The 19,343-nt window shown below is 41.4% G+C and carries 14 protein-coding genes; 3 read left to right on the top strand and 11 right to left on the bottom strand.

Annotated features, from left to right (window positions below; translation table 11 throughout):
* Positions 1-4 precede the first annotated feature (4 nt).
* From ACH0BF_RS19250 to ACH0BF_RS19225, 6 genes are all read right to left on the bottom strand, one after another.
* Positions 5-1,669 (bottom strand): propanediol/glycerol family dehydratase large subunit, encoded by a 1,665-nt coding sequence (locus tag ACH0BF_RS19250; RefSeq protein WP_340854474.1) that lies wholly within the window; start codon positions 1,667-1,669, stop codon positions 5-7.
* A gap of 32 nt (positions 1,670-1,701) precedes the next feature.
* Positions 1,702-2,487: a propanediol utilization microcompartment protein PduB gene (pduB, locus tag ACH0BF_RS19245; RefSeq protein WP_406910050.1), complete on the bottom strand. Its 786-nt coding sequence runs from the start codon at positions 2,485-2,487 to the stop codon at positions 1,702-1,704.
* Positions 2,487-2,792: a propanediol utilization microcompartment protein PduA gene (gene pduA, locus ACH0BF_RS19240; RefSeq protein WP_120037551.1), complete on the bottom strand. Its 306-nt coding sequence runs from the start codon at positions 2,790-2,792 to the stop codon at positions 2,487-2,489. Before pduA ends, pduB begins: the two co-directional genes overlap by 1 nt.
* Before the next feature lie 308 nt (positions 2,793-3,100).
* A complete protein-coding gene (locus ACH0BF_RS19235) occupies positions 3,101-4,177 on the bottom strand; it encodes a helix-turn-helix domain-containing protein (RefSeq protein ID WP_406910039.1) in 1,077 nt (358 codons plus the stop codon).
* Positions 4,170-5,345, bottom strand: a complete 1,176-nt coding sequence (locus tag ACH0BF_RS19230; protein WP_406910038.1) for a PocR ligand-binding domain-containing protein — start codon at positions 5,343-5,345, stop codon at positions 4,170-4,172. Before ACH0BF_RS19230 ends, ACH0BF_RS19235 begins: the two co-directional genes overlap by 8 nt.
* Positions 5,346-5,783: 438 nt before the next feature.
* Entirely contained in the window at positions 5,784-7,769 is a 1,986-nt protein-coding gene (locus ACH0BF_RS19225) for an oxidoreductase (protein ID WP_406910037.1), read from the bottom strand.
* A gap of 301 nt (positions 7,770-8,070) precedes the next feature.
* Between ACH0BF_RS19225 and ACH0BF_RS19220 the strand changes: the two genes are divergently transcribed.
* The 3 genes from ACH0BF_RS19220 (at position 8,071) to ACH0BF_RS19210 (ending at position 11,670) form a co-directional block, all read left to right on the top strand.
* Complete coding sequence (locus ACH0BF_RS19220; RefSeq protein WP_406910036.1) at positions 8,071-9,831, top strand: sigma-54 interaction domain-containing protein; 1,761 nt, start codon at positions 8,071-8,073, stop codon at positions 9,829-9,831.
* Between the two features lie 87 nt (positions 9,832-9,918).
* A complete protein-coding gene (locus tag ACH0BF_RS19215; RefSeq protein ID WP_182917129.1) occupies positions 9,919-10,065 on the top strand; it encodes a hypothetical protein in 147 nt (48 codons plus the stop codon).
* The gene (locus ACH0BF_RS19210) at positions 10,066-11,670 is read left to right on the top strand and encodes a sodium:solute symporter family protein (protein WP_340854483.1); all 1,605 of its coding nucleotides are present in this window, start codon (positions 10,066-10,068) and stop codon (positions 11,668-11,670) included.
* Between the two features lie 256 nt (positions 11,671-11,926).
* Here ACH0BF_RS19210 and ACH0BF_RS19205 read toward each other — a convergent pair whose 3' ends face one another.
* From ACH0BF_RS19205 to ACH0BF_RS19185, 5 genes are all read right to left on the bottom strand, one after another.
* A complete protein-coding gene (locus ACH0BF_RS19205) occupies positions 11,927-13,228 on the bottom strand; it encodes an S-methyl thiohydantoin desulfurase family protein (RefSeq protein ID WP_406910035.1) in 1,302 nt (433 codons plus the stop codon).
* Positions 13,229-13,267: 39 nt separating this feature from the next.
* Positions 13,268-13,867, bottom strand: a complete 600-nt coding sequence (locus ACH0BF_RS19200) for an aspartate/glutamate racemase family protein (protein WP_406910034.1) — start codon at positions 13,865-13,867, stop codon at positions 13,268-13,270.
* Positions 13,868-13,959: 92 nt separating this feature from the next.
* Positions 13,960-15,303: an MFS transporter gene (locus ACH0BF_RS19195; protein WP_406910033.1), complete on the bottom strand. Its 1,344-nt coding sequence runs from the start codon at positions 15,301-15,303 to the stop codon at positions 13,960-13,962.
* A 130-nt stretch (positions 15,304-15,433) separates the two neighbouring features.
* Positions 15,434-17,191, bottom strand: a complete 1,758-nt coding sequence (locus ACH0BF_RS19190) for a hydantoinase B/oxoprolinase family protein (RefSeq protein WP_406910032.1) — start codon at positions 17,189-17,191, stop codon at positions 15,434-15,436.
* Positions 17,184-19,235: a hydantoinase/oxoprolinase family protein gene (locus tag ACH0BF_RS19185; protein ID WP_406910031.1), complete on the bottom strand. Its 2,052-nt coding sequence runs from the start codon at positions 19,233-19,235 to the stop codon at positions 17,184-17,186. The genes ACH0BF_RS19190 and ACH0BF_RS19185 overlap by 8 nt, the downstream gene beginning before the upstream one ends.
* Between the last annotated feature and the right edge of the window lie 108 nt (positions 19,236-19,343).

Raw genomic sequence — 19,343 nt, 5'->3', positions numbered from 1 at the left:
ATTCTTAATTCACATCTTCCGGGCTGATGGCTCGAGGAATGTTTTTGATTTCCTCCCATCTTTCATCACTTATTCGGTATCCTGTTCCCGGTCCCGTATAATCGTTGACGTCATTCACCGCGCTGATAACGTTAAAGTCTTCATCAATAATAGCTGATGTATGCAAATAATCTCCGGATACACGTTGCTTTAACATATTTAAAAGATTTTGAGCCACATCTTCGAAACCGTGTTTGCTTAACGCCTTTACGACATCAAGTCCATTAACGGCTTGTTTCATCATATTTTCAGCAGCTCGTAAATCTTCGATCACATTGCGCTCCGGCATATCTTTACTTCCATGTGCATAAGTGGCTGCTTCTACTTCTTCATCAGTAATAGCAGGGAGGCCCAACTCTTCAAACACTGCCTGCAAAGCTTTCGCCGCTTTATTGCGAATAGCAACGACTTCCTCTTCGGTAACTGGGCGCAATCCGCCGTCTACTTTTAAATCGCGTTGCAATACGTTGTAATCATCAAAGTCTTCCGCATCAAAATTGGAACCCGCAAACATATTGTCGTAGTTCGGAACGGAGCTATAGCCAGAAAAAATAAAGTCTGTGCCAGGAAGCATTTGCATCAGCGTGCGAGCCGTTCTTCTAATGTCAGAGTGGGAGAATGTCTGGTCGTTTCCTGAAGCGACTTCCATATCGAGCATGGTCGTAAACAAATTTTCAGCTAATACTGCCCGTATACCTGATGGCACGCCTCCCGGAACACCAATACAGCTGATTGAACCATTTTGCAAACCTTGAGCTCCTGCTCCTTTCGTTATGAAAACACAGCGGGCTTCTAAATAAAGCATCGACTTTCCTTCCGCATATCCCATCTGCACTTCCGAGCCTGTGCCTGAAGTGAAACGCATTTTTAATCCGCGGGAAGCATAAGCAGAGGTAAGGAATGCTTTAGAAAATGGGGTATCATCTCCGTCTATGAATACTTGCTCGGTTCCATATACAGATACAGTCTCTGCATAACTAGTTAATCCTCTCATTCCGAGCTGAAGCTCTGTCGCTTCTTCTACCGAACACTGAGTTAAAATTCCGCCACGCCCCGTTTGGGAACCAACCAATAGACTTAATGCATTAAATGGATAGTAACGAAGGATGCCAACAGTCGTCTCCATTTCATCAAATCCTCTAACTGCGGCCTCTGCCGCATCTGCCGCAATCTGGACAGGATTGTCTTTTACACTTGTCACATGGCACTGGTTTGAAGGTGTTTTTCTTGCCCTCATTTTTTGAAGAGCCATCATCATTTCAACGACATTCATTCTTCCAACGACTTCACAGATTTTTGCCGGCGTGATGGCTGTAGTCAAAGGAATGATAGCTTCTCTTGGTACATGAATGTCTACGAGCATTCTTGAAATCTCTAGAGAGTCAATCGCCATAGCTTCTTCCGCTTTTTCGATATTAATGCTGTGATTAGCGATGAAATGATCAATGAAGTCAAATTCCTCACGCATTTTTCCGTCTAGTTCTATCACTTGGCCATTTTCGATTTTGATGCTAGGTTTGGGATCATTTGGTCCATCCATAGCGATCAATCCTACTTCCGGCCATTCGGCCACGAAGCCGTCTTGATTCACTGGTCGCGCTGCTAATACTTCAAAACGTTTTGATTTCATATTTTCCTCTCCTTTCAAAGACGGATCTTCTTTCAAATATAGGGAACTGTCGTAGAAACAGCTGTATCTCCAAGTGTTCCTAACAACTCAACCCCTGCTTCTCTTGCGGTAATTAACGCCTGACGAACGGCTCCTGAATCACCGCTAAATGTTAAAATCACTTCATTGGTAAAGCTCGTCCCTTTAGCAGGAGAGCTGTAGCTAATAACATCCACATTCGCCGCTTTCACCACTGTATCTGCCAGTACAATCCCAATAGCAGCCGGCGCACCAACAACCAATCCAAAGGACTTGCCAACTGGCGCATTAAATGCTTTTTCACACGCATAGCTTGCACGTGCCGTATATTGAAGTTCAATGTGGCCTGCTTCATTGGCATACACATCACCAAACGTCCGGTCCAGCTCTTTAAGGGCCACTTCTACCGCCCGACGTGCATCCGCTACATCCTCCGCTCCAAAAATAATCAAGCTGCCATGACCTGCCCCGCCCTTCGTATCACGTGCCAGTTCTACCGCTAAAATTTCTGTATTTGTTGCTTTCACCGCTTCATCCGCTGCCATAATTTGCGGACCTGCTCCCGTACGAGCGCCTAAAATACCAATCGAACGGTATTTCTTATCAAGATTCATCGCTTCATGAATGCTGGTGTCTACATTCGCAATCACCAAACCAATAGAGTCACCGATGCCTGTACCAACGAATTCAGTTAAGCTGCTATACTTCTTTTCTTCTTTTTTTGGCGCTTCATCTGCCTTTGGCGTATCGACCTTTTTTATTACCTCTTCCATGATTTTTTCAATTAATTGCTCTCTCATCACTTAACCTTCCCCTCCACTCTTTCTTGTTCATCCTTAGGTAAAATGCCTTCTATTTCTGTATGCGGTCTTGGTATGACGTGTACAGATATGACTTCACCTACTTTTTCTGCAGCAGCAGCCCCTGCATCCGTTGCTGCCTTTATCGCTCCGACATCGCCCCTAACCATCACAGTAATAAGACCTGATCCAATTTTTTGATAGCCCATCAGCGTAACGTTTGCTGATTTAACCATTGCATCTGCCGCTTCAATTGCGCTAATCAAACCTCTTGTTTCCACCATTCCTAATGCTTCCTTAAGCATATCGAACCCTCCTTAGCCCCATTTTTTCATGCAACTATTATCTTAACTCCCTCGCTGATAACGCTTACAATTACTATATCTAAAATACTGTCCGCACTTGCTGTAGGTTCTTGCTCTCTAAGTGAAAATAATTGGAATATTCAGATATATTTTTGCTTTTGGTTTTTGAGGAACTGAACAAGTAAATATAAAAGAAATTTTTTTGCTGTAATCATGTAATTTATTGTTATATTTAATTATTTTCGTGATTCCCCAAGACAAAAAGCAATCCCTTCGTCCAATACATGCAGGCTGAAGGGATTTGCTTTTTATATATACCATTTTCCATTTTGAATATGGTGGTGCTTTCTTAATGCGTCATTTCCTCCTTTTTCCTTTGTCTTCCTAAAATCTGATGGGGTCATACCTGTTACTTTTTTAAATACCTTGCTAAAATAATTAGGCTCTTGATAGTTTAGTTCTAATGCAATATTTAAAACCGGCATATCCGTCGATTGGAGAAGTTCTTTCGCCCTCTCCATTTTCCTCTCCGTTACGTAACTCACAAAGTTCACATTTAGTTCCTTCTTAAAAAGCTTGCTGAGATAGAATGGACTTAAGTGAACATGAGAAGCCACCTCTTCTAGTGTCACTCCCTTATGAAAGTTATTTTCAATATAATGGAGGGCTGATTGAATCTCTTTCTTTTTGCGGGTAGGCTTATATTCGATCATTTCGGCAAATAGCTCTTCCAGAAGATCGAACATTGTACTTTCTAATGTATATTTATCTACGCATCTCGTTTTTTCTTTCCATTTCATTTCTTTGCCAGTGAATAACCCTTCTTTATAAGAAAGAATTTCTAATTTCTCGACTATTGTTTCTACAATCGAACCCATACTATTTACATCGTGGCTGCATGATGAAATAAGCAGTTGTGCAAGCTTTTTCCACTCATTCTTTATACTTCTAACATCGTTTTGAAAAACCGCTGATACGAATTCATCGATCATCTCTTCTAAACTCTTTCTGCCGCTTCTATGTACAGGTACATGTTGACCAATACTTTTGATGATATGTTGTTTGCTGATAGGCTTTCTTATGAAGCCATCCGCTTTTATTTTTACCCGCTTATTCCGGTTACTGAAAGAATCAATACCCATTAGTAGAACTACACGATGTTTACGCAAGTCACTTTTCAAATAATTACATAAATTCTGAATATTTATTCCGGGATTATCTATACTAAGGAAAATAATATCAGGGTCCCCAACATTAATCCATGTGAGAGCTTCGTCAGTTGAAGCCGCCTCACCAATGACGGTTATCTCTTCTAACTCATCCAAAATACATCTTAAGGTTTCTCTCATCAAGTCTTCGTTATCTAAGAGAAGTACTTTATACACGATACGAACCCTCCACCCCATCATTTGGAATTCTTATCTTAACCGTTGTCCCTCCCTCCAGATTTGGATGAGCCGTCAATGTATAGTTTCTTCCATAATGTGAAACGTCGTAAAGATCAGCTAATTGCTCTTTTGAGAAGCTCATCCCATAATCGGAAACTTCTATAATGAAATCATCGCCATATACATATCCCTTAATCACAATCTTTCCATGTCCCATTTTAGATTCTATTTTATGTTGAATGGCCTGATTGATAATAGAGTAGAGAATAAAGGAGGGGATAAAAATAGATTGATACTCTTCAGGAATATCCATAAGAACATACAGCTCAGCTTTAAATCTTACATTTTGCAGCTTTACATATTGCTCAATATAATCCATTTCCGCCCCCAATGGGACAAAACGACTCTCATTTGTTGTTAGCATATAGTTCATCATAGCAGTGAGGGTTAAAATCGTATCCTGTGTCTGTGGTGCCTTTTCTATAATGGCTAAACACGACAGTGTATTCATAGCAGTAAATAAAAAGTGAGGGTCTATAAACGAATGGGACGGTTGATTGTGTTTTTCTGTTAATTCTTGTTCCAAATTTGCTTGTACTTTCAACTGATCAATCATTTGATGTTTTTTCTCATTCCATTCTTCCTTCACATAATGCCTCATATCTTTTTCGAACATGTTGTTGATAACATAAAACATCATCTCAGCTGCCGCATAGATTTTCTCATAGGATTTGGACGGAATATTTGCATACTCCCTTGCAATCTCCTCATTCTCCTCCCAGGAAGAACGATCATTCGTGATTGAAGAAAGCTTTCCATTATCAAGTTCATGCAGTGTCACCTGACCCGCAAGCATAGAACCTACCAACTTCCCCTTCACAATAATAGGAACAGCAAAATCAACCAATCCGGCATGACAATGATATACATGAGGCTTCTCTCTTCTTGCCGCTTCTAATCCGCCATAAGCATCACATTTCAGACATGAATCCACAAACCGCGGGTCTTGACGGACAAGACTGCAAAAAGGAGAAAAATTACTATATTTTGTTATAGGATTTCCACGAAAATCGACCGTTACAGCAGCGAACCCAGTTGCTTTTGCAAATGTATCCTGCACCTTCTGCAAAAAATCAATATCAATCATTTCTTGCACATTCATCATGGAATCAGCTCACTTATAATATAGGTAATTTAATCTTTACTTCCATTATAATTTATGCTCTCCTTCTCAACAATCAATTTGAAAACATTTCTCATTAGAACTCTAAATCCTTATTAAAATTATTATTCTATTCTCGTCTGTAGGTGCACAATCCTCTATGGGTGTATCTTTTCAAAATTGCTAACTATATTCGTAAGTTTAGCCCTCGGTCTGGATAAACCACTTATTAAGCTGGCTCTGTTATACTTGAGTGTTGATTTTCACTGCATGTAGGAGATTTCCGTTACAATCAACGATTAAAAAACAACATTTAGCTTTAACAGAGCCATTAAGTTAAACTGCGTAGCTATACCATCGAACAATAGTTAGCTTTAAATGGCCGCCTCTACAGAAAAGAGGGTACCCCGAAGCTATGCTTCGGGGACACCCTCTTTCTTCCTATATTTTAATTTCTTCCTGAATGCCAATTTGTAACGATGTCATAAATCCTTCATAGGTAGCTTCTTCTAACGTTCTTGGAGCTAAGCAATCCCCTATTTGATAAACTTCCAAATTCAAATTTTTAATGCTGTTATATAGCTCTACATTCGGGACACGGCCAAGCGACAGAATAATAGAGTCCCAATTCTCCATTGTTTCTTTCTCGTATGAGAATAAGTTCCGGATGATGGCTTGATTGTTCCTTATCTCCCCCAGATCATGGTGCGTGATCATGTTAATCTTTAGTTGATACAGCTTTTTCAAGTATTCATTCCGCAAATATTGATGAACCTCTTCCCCAATGTAAAGCTTCGATGAAATCAATGTCACTTGATGACCTTTTTCTGCCAGATGAATGGCTGCTTCCATTCCAGGCCAATCTCCTCCGAAGTCAAAGACTAATACATTCTCCCCGATTTCTTTATGTTGATTATTAAAAAGTTCATCGACTGTCTTCACTCTCGGATCATGGATTCCAGGAATTTTAGGGATGAATGGCCTTGAACCACTGGCACATAAAATAGCGTCCGGTGCCGTATTTAGAACCTCTTCTGGTCCTACGTCCCATCCAAGCTTCAGCTGCACGCTGCTGTTTAGCAGCTTTCTTCTATAATTATCAAGCATCGTTTCAGCTAATTCTTTTCTCATCGGTGCACGTTTTAATGCATGCAATAGCCCACCGACCTCCTCACACTTATCAGCCAATATGACTTCATGCCCCAGCTCGTCTAGCGTTAACGCTGCTTTCAAACCAGCCGGACCGGCCCCTATGACCATTACTTTCTTTTTCTCTCGAAGACTTTCTTCCAGGGCTTGAACCTCTGCTTCTTTTCCGGTTGACGGGTTTTGCACACAGCCGATAGGCAGTCCTTTATGATAATGTCCTATGCAAGCTTGAAGGCAACCAAGGCAGGCATCTATTAAATGGTGATTTCCTGACTTGGCTTTATTCGGCATTTCCGGGTCAACGATTAATGCTCTCGTCATTCCTACGACATCCGCTTTCCCTTTCGCCACAATTTGCTCAGCTTCAACAGGGTCAACTATACGGGATCCGACGAATACGGGAACAGCACCAGCCATCCGTATGTTGAACGCTTGTGGAGAAACGTATGCATGTTTCATAGGCGATGGAGGCACAATGTGCGTTGAGCCGGCATATGTGCTGGAATCCCCTGCCGTCACGTTCACAAAGTCTATCCTTACTTGATCGACCAGATATTCTACGATTTTCACAGCATCTTTAACGTCTGTACCATCCATCGTCATTTCATCTGCGCTCATCCGTATGCCGACAGTGAAATCATTGCCTACTTCCTCCCACACACGCTGCATTACTTCAACAATGAACCGCATCCTATTTTCAAAAGAACCTCCGTATTCATCCGTTCGATGATTTGCATGTTCTGACCAGAACTGTGCAGGAAGGTATCCATGTGAACAGCAAACTTCTACTCCATCCATTCCTCCCTCTTTTGCTAACCTCGCTGAAACAGCAAAGCCTTCAATCACTTCTTGAATCTCTTCCACGCTCATTGGCCTTGGCATTGTACCAAATCGCAAACTCGGAACAGCAGACGGTGCCCAAGCCGGGCTTCGATAGTCGCTGGAGACCACCTCTCTTCCTCCATGGAACAGCTGCTGGACCACCTTCGTTCCGTATTTGTGAACTTCTTTTGTCAGTGATAAATAAGCAGGGACCACCTTTTCGTCATATCCGGCAATGGTATGAGTGGTCAGCATTCCTGATGAGTGAACAGCGGCAGCCTCCAGAATCAGCAGTCCTGCTCCCCCTCTTGCTCTTGCCACATGATAGGCTGTCATATCAGAGGTGGGGACACCATTGACCACATGATTCGTCTGATGAGCTGTGCTTAATATTCTGTTTGGCAACTCCATACAGCCAATGGTTACTGGGCTGAATAGATGCTTAAATTGTGTCATATTCCTCACTCCTAAACTGGGCTTTTGTCTTTTAATAAGCAAAAATCATACCAACTGTTTTTCATTGGGAGAGGGTCAAAATTCGCTTCGAGACCGACTATTGCAGACGAAATATTCTTACTATTAAACACCTTATCCCTTATAATGGAGATTATACTGAACCTTTTCTGCACCATTGTTTCAAAAAAGGTTCATATCACTTAATGCCTTGATATATATTCAGCAGAAACTTCCCTCTCGTAAAAAACAGCAAATTATGATGCAAAAAAGGTTCAATTTTAAACAAAGGAGTGGCAATAGGATGGATATAAAAAATAAACAAGCGGTTTCTGTCTTCTCTCATATTCGCATAAAGGAATTGGAAAATTGGCTGCCGTTTCAGCAGGGGCCTATTCTAGTCGTGGATAAGCTAAATTATTTGGTGGGTGTGCTGGATGATAACTGTGTTTGGAAAAAGAGAGCAGAAGGAAAAAATGAGCTAGTTGAGAATTGTATTAGCCTCCGTTTTTTAAGGATCTCTTCATTAACTGAGATAAGCGAAAATGATCCTTATCACTACGATTTCTTCATTATGGAGGGTGAAGGCCAATACATATGCTATACAGCCTCTGAAATAAGAGAATGGAAATACCAACAAAAAATCAATGGCTTGCTGGGGATCAACCAATCACTTCATGAACAGCTGGAAATCGCTTTAAGAAAGAACAAGGAATTTACTCAAATATTAAATTCCACTTACGATGAAATTTTTGTAACAGATGAGAATGGCAATGTGTTATTTGTAAGCGAATCATGCAAGCATTTTACGGGCCTTCCTCCGGAAGCATTTATCAACAGAAATATTCATGAGTTGGTGGACAAGGGCATCATCACCAATTCAGTTACCTTGAAAACCATGGCTACACATACCATTCATTCTGTAGAACAAGAATATCCGAGTGGAAAAACCGTTCTTGCCACGGCGACGCCCGTTTTCGACGAGGAAGGAAAATTATACAGAATTGTGTGCAATTCACGGGATATCTCAGAGCTTGTAGAAATGAAGAGGCAGTTAATGGAAAAGCAGTCTGCCCAACAGGATCAGAGCGCGCCGATCACACAAAGAACGATTGGTTCCCAGAAATTTATCACACAATCTCAAAACATGATTTCTACCCTTCAACTAGCTGAAAGAGTTGCGCCAACAGATTCCTCTATTTTCATTCATGGTGAATCGGGTGTAGGCAAGGGCGTCCTGGCTAAAATCATTCATGAGCACAGCCCCAGAAAAGACAAACCATTTGTCCAAGTCAACTGCGGCGCCATCCCTGAAACCTTACTGGAATCGGAGTTATTCGGTTATGAAGCAGGGGCCTTTACAGGAGCAAACAAGCGTGGCAAAGCGGGTCTTGTGGAAATGGCAAACGAAGGCACTTTATTTCTAGATGAAATTGGCGAGATGCCGTTAGGACTGCAAGTGAAAATATTACAATTGGTCCAGGATAAGACGTTTAAAAAAGTAGGCGGCACGACTGAAAAGCAAGTGAACATCCGTATTATCTCTGCTACAAATAAAGATTTATTGCAAATGATTGAAGAAAAAACATTCCGCCAGGACTTGTATTATCGCTTGCACGTTGTACCGCTGCGCCTTCCTCCTCTAAGAGAACGAAAGCAGGATATCGCATTATTAGCTGACTATTTTCTCGAAAAATTCAGCAGCATTTATTCTCGGCCGATCGAACTCACTGAAGATGCAAAATTGCTTATTCAACTGCAAGAATGGAAAGGAAATGTCAGGGAGTTAGAGAACTTTATTGAACAAATAGTCGTAACTGCGCAGAAGCCGCTCATCCATCTTGAAGACCTCCCTTTAGCCATGAAACATATGATCCATAATGAACACCATTTGCCTTTCAATCATCTCACCTTGAAAAAAGCCGTCGAGGAAACGGAAAAACAACTTCTTTCTCACGCATTGAAACAGCATAAGACGACAAGAAAAATGGCTAAAGCTCTTGGAGTGAACCAGACTACGATCATGAGAAAGCTCCAAAAGTATGAGTTACGCAATTTACAATAGCCTGAATCAAAATTACTGAATTTTTAGAATTTGGCATGTAAATTGCATTATATTAATCGATTTCATTTAACGAAGGGAGTGGTTGAAATGGGAGAATTGATTTTTTGCTTTGGATATGGAGGATCTCTAATCGTTCTAGGCCTTCTTACAAGAATCTTCATTCTTAAGATGGAAAAAGACATAACTCCGCTTCAGGATCAAACGGAAACGATGGATAAAAAGGTGGGGATGTAATTGGTTTATACAGTCGGTATTATCTGCTCTTTTCTTATTTACGTTCTTATCGGCATTGTTCTTTCCAAAAAAGTAAAGAATTCAGAAGAGTACTATGTATCCGGGAGAAGCGGCTCGACTTTAATGATCACCGGCATGCTTGTCGCTTCATTTTTAAGTACAGTGTCTTTCATGGGAGAAGCAGGATTTTCTTATGAAGGCTATCCGATTTTATTGTTAATACTTGTAATCTTTAATGCGACTGGTTATGTAGTCGGTGTATTCTTCTTTGGCCGTTATCTGAGAAGAAGTCAGTCATTGACCGTTCCTGAATATTTTGGCAACCGTTTTCAATCGAATAAAGTCAGAATGGCTGCGGCTATTACGACGATAATCGGAATCTCCGCTTATCTTGTGGCCGTTACCCAGGGAGCTGCTGTATTACTTGCTGAAATCTCAGGCATCTCCTACACATTCGCTCTGCTAATTATGTGGATTGTCTATACCTCCTTCACTACCCTTTCTGGTGCAAAGGGTGTCATGGTAAATGACACTATTATGTTTTTCATCTTTTCCTTGGCTACTTATTTAGCCTTGCCTTTTATCATTAAATCTGCAGGAGGGTTCCCCGAAGCCATCGTAAAAGCGGCTACCAATCCGGACCGGCCTGATTTATTAAGCTGGCATGGGATTACCGGTCCCAATGCTTATATGGGAGAGCCTTGGGAAGCGTTAACATGGGCAATTGTATTAGGCTTGGTCTGGTCTGCCGTTATCTCGATCAGCCCTTGGCAAAGCAGCCGATATTTAATGGCTAAGAATGAGCACGTAGCCATCCGTTCTGGTATCTGGGCAACCATTTCAATCATTACGATTTACCTGTTCCTCCATATCAGTATCGCCGCTGTGACCACACTCAAAAGCGACATTGTTCCTACAGAAAAAGTGTTTATCTGGGCCGCCATGAATGCTACGCCTTTATGGTTAGGGATAATTATCGTCAGCGGCATTATGGCAGCTGCTCTATCATCTTGTGCAAGCTTTCTTCAACTGATCGGCAGCAGCATTACGAGGGACATCATGGAGCAGTCGAGAAACAAGAAGTATACAGATAAACAATTGCTGCGAGCCAGCCGCTTGTCTATGATTATTGTCAGCATCATCATTTTGCTGATCGGCATTTGGCAGCCGCCTTCTGTTATGTGGATCGGCTATTTTGCGGCCACACTCTTTGCCGCTTCCTGGGGACCTGTAGCGTTCGCAAGCGTCTTCTCCAAAAAAGTAACCAAAACTGGGGCGCTCTCAAGTATCATCACAGGCTTTGCGGGAGTCATATTTGGAGAACTTTTGAATAAATTCGGCATTGCTCTTCCCGTCTACTTTAACCCTGTAATTATTGGCGTTATTTTAAGCCTGATGGCTCTGTATATAGGCTCAAAATATGGGGGGATTTCAATAGAAGAGCGAAATTTCCAAGCGAATATTTTAAAGAGACCGATCGAGCCGAACGAAAAAGAAGAGATGGCGATTACCAAAAGATATCCTATGTATTTAATGGTAAGCGGCCTTGTCATTATCATGATTACTTTTGTGTTCTACTATTGGCCGCTGACACTTGCAACATAAAATGCCGCTCACCCTTAAATCGTTCATCGACAAATGGAGGCTAAGAGGATGAACCTCTTAGCCTTTTTTCATTCAGCAAGCATCACGGAGCTTATAGACACAGAAGAGAGGATAATTTTGCTCTGGGCGCAAAAAATGGAGCTTTCAACCGCTGAATAACAAGGATGAAATTTACCTCATTTGGACATAAGCTTGAATTCCCTATGAAATTTCTAAAAGGTTCACTTGTGATCATCTTTACTCTATGGATTATATTTTAAATCTCCAAATTGCGTCCTTCTTTTCGCACTGCAAAATAGACATCTCGATCCAACCCAATATATTCAGGCCCAAAAATGGACAACCCTTTATCACTCTCCCACACTTTGGGTGCTGGAAAAGTACCTATGGCTACCTCCATCCCTGTTATACAGTTAGGGTTAAGAATGGGCATTCCTGTTTCTTTATCAAGAACAATAATTAACTCGGGAATAATGGAAAGGATCGTTTCCCCACTTTTAGCTATCATATATTCATTTCTAAACCAAATGCTTAGTGAAGGGATTTCACTATCGCTAGTTATAGACTCCACGGTAATGCTCCCTTCAATAAATCCCCCTATATCTGCCCATGAGGCATTTGAAACAGTGCCTTCAATCAAGAGTTTCCCACCACCAGCTGAAATAATGGCGTCTACAGGAGAAGTTTGCTGGTCATTCGCCAACCTTCTAGCCTGTCCTACACGTTGCGCTTGTGATAATGTTCCCGGAATGACTGTCTTTTTTAAGACCTCTCCTTTAATAGGATGGTCGCACACTCCGGCAAAGTTACCCGAAATTGTCGCAAAGGAACGCGCAATTTGTTCGGCCTGATTATGGTTAGCAACGGTTTCAACGACTAGTGTGTCTCCATATTTATTGGCTAAAGAAAAAGGGGTAATGGAAACATCGAAAATATTAAAAGTTGTATGAGCCAAATCAGGGACAGCTCGCCCGGCCGGATCGGCATCTATCAGTGGAACGCCTAAGTTTACTGCCGTTTCTATGGCCCAGGCGGTGTTCCCTCCTAACTCAGTTGCAATAACGGCTTGAATCCGTTCATTCTGGTGTTTCTGCAGCATCCTTGCTGCGATGGTTGAAACATTCTCTTTGTTTGTTGCAAGGTTTTCTAAACGTTCGGAAACCTCTTTGGAGGGTGGAGCGACTGATCCTACATAATAAGGGGAAGCAACCAGCCAATGATCTTGTATTTCATCCAAGGCAGCGATTGTCACCTGTTTTCCTGCTTCATACAGCTTGCGCACCAGCTTAAGCCCCTCCTCTAGGCTTCCGCCGCCACCGGTTCCATAAATACAGGCCCCATATAATATGTCTTCAACTTCGTGTAAATGCAACGTCTGCAACTTTAAATTTCTCCCTTCCGATACTACGAACACAATGCCCGTTAATGATTGTGCCATGTATTTAATTTGTAAATAGGCGCAAAGCTGCCATTTCTTCACTTGGAGGTGATTGATACCCCGCTCGTTTGCTATGCGTCCAGTCCATATTTTGTTTAAGATCAACCAAGAATTCTGCATATTTAAATGCTGCTAAACTTACATCAATTACTGGTATACCTAGTTCATTTTGCAATTCTTTAAAAAACCTAATTCTGCGGTACATCCTCGAACAATCACATCAGCTCCATCTTTTTCAACCGCCTCGATAGCAGCTCTGCGCATTCTTTTTAATGTCTGCTCATGGTCTTTTTGGAAATCAAGAACGCCCATCCCAAGAGGTTTAATAGAAACTACTTTATCGAAAAATCCATATTTATGAATCGTTTCTTTTATTTCTGGCATCCATTTTTGACGGCCAACAATAATAGAAATGCTCTCCCCAATAGTTGAGGCGATATGAAGAGATGATTCTGCAGGAGCGGAGACTACCATCTTCTCTGCCACTTCCCGGCACGCTCGCAGCGCTGGATCATAAAAACATCCTATAATGGCTGCATCATATCCGCTCTCTTCTGCTTCTTTCACCATACGAACAATATCGGGCATGGCCATAATTTCATAGCAACGATATTCTAAATGTTCGGGGCCTGGTTTCTTTCCCAACGAAATGACCTCTATATCTGTATCCGACCTCTTTACATTGTCTAAATATTCAGAAATATTGTCACAGAAATCATCATTATAAACCGGATCAATGAAAAGTATTTTCTTCTTCATTTAATTTATCCTCCAGATTGACATCTTCAAGGTTCTCATTGAATGAATTCAAAATTAGTCTCTCATACCCTGCTACTCGAGAAAGTACGCTTTTACTCCAAAATTTCTCCTTCTGTTTCAGGGATAAATAAAATGATAATAAGCGTGATAACGACGAAAGATTGTACAAAAGAGATTGTCTGTCCAAAGGCCCAGCCCATGCCAATAACCAATCCAATAATGGATGGAGCAAAGGCATTAGCCCAGCGTTGAGCAGCGGCACCAAAGCTATAGCCTGAAGATCGGGAATTCGTTGGATAAATTTCGCCAAACCAGGCATTCCAAACTCCCCATGCACCTAGACTGAAAAACGATAGACCAAAATAAAAACTATACATTTGTATCATGCCTGCTGAAAAAGCAAAGCCAAATCCGCAAATGACGGTCAATAAGACAAATATAACCATGATCTTCTTCCGCCCGTATCTCCCTGTTAAGGAAGAGGCGACTAGATAACTCGGAATTTGAAAAAGGGTAGATAACGCAAGAAATGTTAAGCTTTCAGATAAAGCTAAGCCGCGCTGAGCAAGCAAGGTCGGAAGCCATGTGTACAAGCCCCAATATCCAAAAGCGAAAGCAAAGTTAACGAGCGTTTGGTATGTTGTTAACTTTAACAGCTTCTTCTTAAAAATAGAGGTGTAGCTCCCCTTTTCAATCGGCTGTACCCATAGTGACTGTTCCTCTTTGAGTGTAATCTGGCCATTACTTAAATAACCGATAGCTTCTTTTGCCTCTTTTTGCTTTCCTTTGCCCGCTAGCCAATAAGGAGATTCCGGGATTTTTCTTAATAGTAACGTCCACAGCCCAACGAGCGAGCTTAAAATAAGAACTGCACGCCAACCGCCAATTAAACCATCTCTCTCTAAAAAAAGTGCCGTCATGCCTAGAGCCATTAATGTTCCTAATGGCCACCCCGCTGAAAGATAGACAATACCTTTTCCGCGTTGTTTAACAGGAAGCATCTCTTCAAAATAAGGATATCCTGCTACCATCACCCCTCCTAGAGCCAGACCAGCTGTAAACCTTAGAGCATAAAGCATTTCAAAATTCACCGAAAAAGCACTGGTTATGGAAAGAATACTAAATCCAAGCAAACTATAAATTAAGGAATTTCTTCTTCCTATTTTGTCAGAAATAATTCCCCACATATAGGCACCGGGAATCATCCCTAAATAAATAGAGCCGAGGAGAGAGCCAATTTGCAGGTCTGACAAATGAAAATCACTCGCAATACTAGGGCTGATAAAAATGATTAACATCATTTCCCATGCTTCAATCACAGAAATAATAAAGAGGACAAAACCGACAAAAAAGTGGCTCTTAGTAAGCGGCATGCGATTAAAAAGCTCTCCTACTCTTACAAGTTGATCCACGTCTCTTCTGACTCTTTCATTCATCTACTCTTTCACTCCTTTATCTTATTTGTTGTTATGAAAGACACTGAAACCCATATACCTATGTCTGTTCTATCTGCCAAATAAGCAGATAGAACAGACACTAAAACAACATTTAAATTCTTTCATTCTTTTATTCATTGTCTGTTGCCGAGTTGTCCTCCCATTCTTTACGGGTAGATGAAAGTCCAGTAAATTGATGTGTTTCTTCATCAATAATTACACCAAAAACTTCCTTCGCTTGTTGTAGAGTAATGTATTGATTCTTTACATCCTCCACCACCTTGCTGATCTCCCTGGCAAATGGATGTCCATATCCGCCACCCGTTCCGGTAATTAATTTCAGCACATCGCCTTTATTTAACGGATATCGTGCATAAACACCATACGGGCCATCCATCTCTCCATTGTTCTTAATGACATAAAATTTATTAGGAGAGCCATCTTTTCCTTCATTTAATCCCCACGGCACATATTGATGGCGGCCATAAGTGACCGTCGCAAATTGGCCATCTGTTAAAGCTCGGTAGGAGCGAATGACACCGGCTCCACCAATAAATTCACCAGCCCCTTCTCCATCAGTATTTAGCGAATACTCCTCCAACATTACACCGTAGCGGGCTTCCGCTATTTCAACCGGTACATTGTATGTTTCTCCATCTCCAATACAAAACTGTCCTCTCTGGCCATCATGGTCATTTCCTGCCCCCCATCCGCCTAATGATGGTTCAACAATTAAAAATGGCTCATTGGTATCTGGGTGATTTCCAGACAGGGTTACGGCACACACAGAAAGAAAGTGACCGGCAGATAACTTAGATGGAATGACAGAAGACAGAGCTTTCCACACAAGATCTCCTCCCATCGATCCACTTTCCCAATACACAGACATTGGAGCAGGCCGTTCACAAGAAAAAATGGAACCAGGATCTGTAATAACTTTTAATGGGCGAAATACACCGTCGTTAATATGCTGGTCGTCACTTGTGATGGCTAAGAACACGGTACGCACATCTGAAACCAAAGTGGTATAGGAGCAATTGATTGGGCCAGGTACTTGTGGATGACTGCCACGGAAATCACATATGAATTCCTCATCTGTAATTGTTACCTTTACCTGAACCTTAAAAGGGCCATTGCCGAGCCCATCTGTATCAATATAATCCTCTGCATAATATTCACCATTCGGAAGAGATTGAATAACGTTTTTGGAGATAATTTCACCTTGCGTTAACAAATGCTTTGTTGTTTGCAGCACAGTTTCTTTTCCATACTTTTCGCATAACTCATGGAAGCGTTTTTCACCAATTCTCAATGAAGCAATTTGTGCCCACATGTCACCGAGAGAAAGTTCAGGCAGCCTTACGTTAGCCTGAATAACATCTACTAACGCTTGATTTACATTTCCTTTTTCAAATAGCTTTACACAAGGGAATTGCAGCCCCTCCTGATAAATTTCCGTCGCATCGTTTGTAAATGAGCCGGGATCTTTTCCGCCTACTTCGGTCCAATGTGCTTTATTTGCAGAAAACGCAACCAGCTCACCTTCATAAAAGATAGGCATCACAAGACCCACATCCGACAAATGGGAGCCGCCTCCATTATAAGAATCATTAATGATGATAATATCACCAGGATTTAAGTTATGTTGGAATTTTTTCAGTGTTTCTTTAACCATGAAACTAAGCATTCCAATAAAACCAGCCACGCCGTTTCCTTGTGTTAATAAATCTCCTTTTGCATCTGTAAGACCTGTAGCATAGTCTAATACTTCATAAATAATCGGGCTCATTGATGTCCTGCCCAATGTATAAAACATTTCCTCTCCGACAGCCGTTAACGAATCTTTTACAATTTCCAATGTGAATGGATCAACTTTTGTTTTATACATGTTCTGCTCCCCCATTGTAAATCACTAGATTTCCATAGCTATCTATCTCTAAATCCTGTGATGGATACAAAAGAATAGAAGACATAAGATCCTCAATGACCGCTGGCCCTGAAATTCTCATACCTGGGACTAAATCGTTTCGATTATATATGTTTGTTTCCATCCAGCCCGTTTCCTCATAATAAACCTTTCGCCTCTCCTTCAATGGCGCCTGTGTATCTGCAGCTTGTTTCATTTCCTTCATTTTCGGTTTCTCTACTTGACTAAAAGCTATAAGGTGAAGGTTAACGACTTCAACTTGCGCCTCCGGAAGTTGAAATGTATAAGACTTTTCATGAAGTTCATGGAATGAAGTGATAATTTGCTGAAGGGTTTCCGGACTCCATTCTATGGCTGGCAAAGGAACTTTTACTGTATGCTCTTGACCCACGTACCTCATGTCAGCATATTTTGAAAAAACAATACTTGCTTCGTTCATTCCTTCTTGCGTATATTGTTTAATAGCCTGTCCTTCCAATAGTTCCCACTCTTTATTCATTTCATTTAAGTTGATGTGATCCAGTCGTTCAACATAGGTTTTAACGAAATCCTGCCGTAAATCTGTCATCAACATACCCCATGCGGAAAAAACAGCGGATGCCACAGGAACAACTACTTTACGGATTCCGAGCTCTTTGGCTAGAAAAGTAGCATGCAGCGGACCTCCCCCCCCAAATGCCACCATGGCAAAATCACGTGGATCATACCCTTTGCGTACTGAGATAAGTTTTAACGCGTTCAGCATATTAGAGTTGGCTAAGCGGATAATCCCCAACGCTGCCTCTTCTACTTGCAAATCAAAGTGACGCGCAACTTTTTCTTCCATTACTTCCCTTACCCTTTGCAAATCTACAGGGTAAGAAAAGTTCTTTGCGGAAAGTCGGCCTGTAATCAAATTCGCATCGGTTATGGTTGGCTCTTCTCCCCCTTGTCCGTAGGCGACTGGACCTGGGACTGATCCTGCTGAGTGCGGACCGACTCGTAACGATCCAACAGGGTCAACCCACGCAATGGAGCCCCCGCCATTGCCAATTTCTACAATATCCACAACAGGGACCTTAAGAGGGTATCCTGCCCATCTGTCTGTTTTTTCAATATGGTAATCCGTGGAGACTTTAACATTTCCATTTTCGATTAACGAACATTTCGCCGTTGTTCCTCCCACATCAAATGCAATCAAATTTTCTTCTCCAATAATCTTTCCTAAAATGGCAGAACCAAAAACACCTGCCACAGGCCCTGATTCCACCATGTTAATGGGAGCCTCTTTGGCTAAACTAAAGGTCGTCGTTCCTCCATTTGACTGCATGATATACTTTTTGGATGTAACCTTTTTGTCCGCTAGTTTTTCCTCTAAACGATTGATATAAGAAGAAGCAATGGGCTTAACAAATGAATTCATAACTGCTGTATTTGTCCGTTCGTATTCACGCCATTCTTTCGTCAGTTCATACGAGGCAGTTATGGAAACTTCCGGCCAAATCTCTTTAATCATTTCTGCTGCTTCTTTTTCATGAACAGGATTACGATAGGAATGCAAAAACGCAATAGCAACCGCTTTCACTTCTTCCTTTTTAAATTCCATGATAATTTTCTTCAGTTGTTCTTTATTTATCGGTGTGATGACCTCTCCTTTATGATTCAAGCGCTCCTCTACTTCTTTTCTCAAATAGCGAGGCACAATAGGCGCTGGTTTCTGGTAACGTACATTAAATAAATCAGGACGATTTCCTCGAGCAATTTCCAGCACATCACGAAAGCCTTTCGTCGTGATAAGCCCTGTCTTCACTCCTTTTCTCTCTGTTAATGCATTAATAATAACGGTTGTTCCATGAATAAATGTTTCGATCTCTTCCAAAGCAAGCTCGCTCTCATTTAAAACATTGAGCACTCCCTCTTCAAAGCGGGGCGGTGTTGTACTGCTTTTCGAAAACCCTATCTCGCCATTTCCCTTCATATACACAAGATCCGTAAATGTTCCTCCAACATCTGTTGCTACTCTCATCACTGTTTCACCTCTTACTATTTGTTTTAAGAGAAATTCAGCGGATTGCCACCAGTTCTAAAGGTGGCATACCGAAGTTTTCTTATATTTAAATGCAACATGTCATTG

Origin of the sequence: Pseudobacillus sp. 179-B 2D1 NHS (assembly GCF_045370945.1) — a bacterium.
In the GTDB taxonomy this organism is placed as follows: domain Bacteria; phylum Bacillota; class Bacilli; order Bacillales; family Domibacillaceae; genus Pseudobacillus.
The sequence above is the reverse complement of the archived record's forward strand: the minus strand, read 5'-3'. Positions and strand labels throughout refer to the sequence as shown.

Bases quoted from the DNA above. Each gene is read 5' to 3' on its own strand.
- ACH0BF_RS19250 (WP_340854474.1), bottom strand. From the start codon at position 1,669: ATGAAATCAAAACGTTTTGAAGTATTAGCAGCGCGACCAGTGAATCAA.
- pduB (WP_406910050.1), bottom strand. From the start codon at position 2,487: ATGAGAGAGCAATTAATTGAAAAAATCATGGAAGAGGTAATAAAAAAG.
- pduA (WP_120037551.1), bottom strand. From the start codon at position 2,792: ATGCTTAAGGAAGCATTAGGAATGGTGGAAACAAGAGGTTTGATTAGC.
- ACH0BF_RS19230 (WP_406910038.1), bottom strand. From the start codon at position 5,345: ATGATGAATGTGCAAGAAATGATTGATATTGATTTTTTGCAGAAGGTG.
- ACH0BF_RS19225 (WP_406910037.1), bottom strand. From the start codon at position 7,769: ATGACACAATTTAAGCATCTATTCAGCCCAGTAACCATTGGCTGTATG.
- ACH0BF_RS19220 (WP_406910036.1), top strand. From the start codon at position 8,071: ATGGATATAAAAAATAAACAAGCGGTTTCTGTCTTCTCTCATATTCGC.
- ACH0BF_RS19215 (WP_182917129.1), top strand. From the start codon at position 9,919: ATGGGAGAATTGATTTTTTGCTTTGGATATGGAGGATCTCTAATCGTT.
- ACH0BF_RS19205 (WP_406910035.1), bottom strand. From the start codon at position 13,228: ATGCAGAATTCTTGGTTGATCTTAAACAAAATATGGACTGGACGCATA.
- ACH0BF_RS19200 (WP_406910034.1), bottom strand. From the start codon at position 13,867: ATGAAGAAGAAAATACTTTTCATTGATCCGGTTTATAATGATGATTTC.
- ACH0BF_RS19195 (WP_406910033.1), bottom strand. From the start codon at position 15,303: ATGAATGAAAGAGTCAGAAGAGACGTGGATCAACTTGTAAGAGTAGGA.
- ACH0BF_RS19190 (WP_406910032.1), bottom strand. From the start codon at position 17,191: ATGTATAAAACAAAAGTTGATCCATTCACATTGGAAATTGTAAAAGAT.
- ACH0BF_RS19185 (WP_406910031.1), bottom strand. From the start codon at position 19,235: ATGAGAGTAGCAACAGATGTTGGAGGAACATTTACGGATCTTGTGTAT.